At 62.4% G+C, this 628-nt stretch carries 2 protein-coding genes; one reads left to right on the forward strand and one right to left on the reverse strand.

The annotated features are described in order from the left end of the window. Positions 1-10 precede the first annotated feature (10 nt). Positions 11-250, reverse strand: coding sequence for a hypothetical protein (locus SPHV1_RS24840; RefSeq protein WP_156367241.1), 240 nt, complete (start codon positions 248-250; stop codon positions 11-13). Positions 251-278: 28 nt separating this feature from the next. Here SPHV1_RS24840 and SPHV1_RS24845 point away from each other — a divergent pair, with 28 nt between their 5' ends. Then, positions 279-449 (forward strand): hypothetical protein, encoded by a 171-nt coding sequence (locus SPHV1_RS24845; protein ID WP_156367242.1) that lies wholly within the window; start codon positions 279-281, stop codon positions 447-449. The last annotated feature ends 179 nt before the right edge of the window (positions 450-628 follow it).

Below are 628 nucleotides of genomic sequence, written 5' to 3' on the forward strand. Positions count from 1 at the left end.
TAACCCACAGTCAAGGCCGCTGTGGCGTCGAAAGGCCGAACTCAGCCACCGGAACAGCCAACCCCTCGGTAATCAGGGATTGCCCCCACTGTCGCACCCGCTCGAGCCGAATGCTGTTGGCGACGGCTTCTTCGTACTCAGGTCGGGTGAGCACCACCACCCCGCATCCCGCGAGCATCAGCGAAACGGTCAGAAGCAGCCCGAAGACGATCAACTTTCCGGCGAAGCTCTCCGGCTTCCAGTTCTGCATTGTCGGCCCTCCTTGCCAGTTCAGCCTGTTGCTGTTCGTTCTCGTCGTTGACGCGCTCCTGCTCGGCCTTGGCGACTTCCGCCTGACGCTGCCATTCGATCCGGTCCTGCTCACGCGCGTGCTTGACGGTCGCCAGATCCTGCAGGGCTTCCTGCTTACCCCGCCATTGCACCCAGCAAAGGCACAGGGAGGCCGCTAGAGCGCATTGCCATGGGTAGCGGGCCACAATGTCCAGGGCGCGTTTGAGATAGCCCCATATCGCCCCTGTGAGGATGGAGAACCACATTACAGGCCCCTCAGGCAAAGCTCGCGCTCTGCCTTCCGCCGGTTCGTCAGGCCGCGAACCTCACGCCCACCGGCCTTATTCCACATCAGGAA

It is taken from the genome of Novosphingobium sp. KN65.2, assembly GCF_001368935.1.
GTDB classification, from domain to species: Bacteria; Pseudomonadota; Alphaproteobacteria; order Sphingomonadales; family Sphingomonadaceae; genus Novosphingobium; species Novosphingobium mathurense.

Coding starts and splice junctions, on each gene's coding strand:
- SPHV1_RS24840 (WP_156367241.1), bottom strand. CDS start 250: ATGCAGAACTGGAAGCCGGAGAGCTTCGCCGGAAAGTTGATCGTCTTC.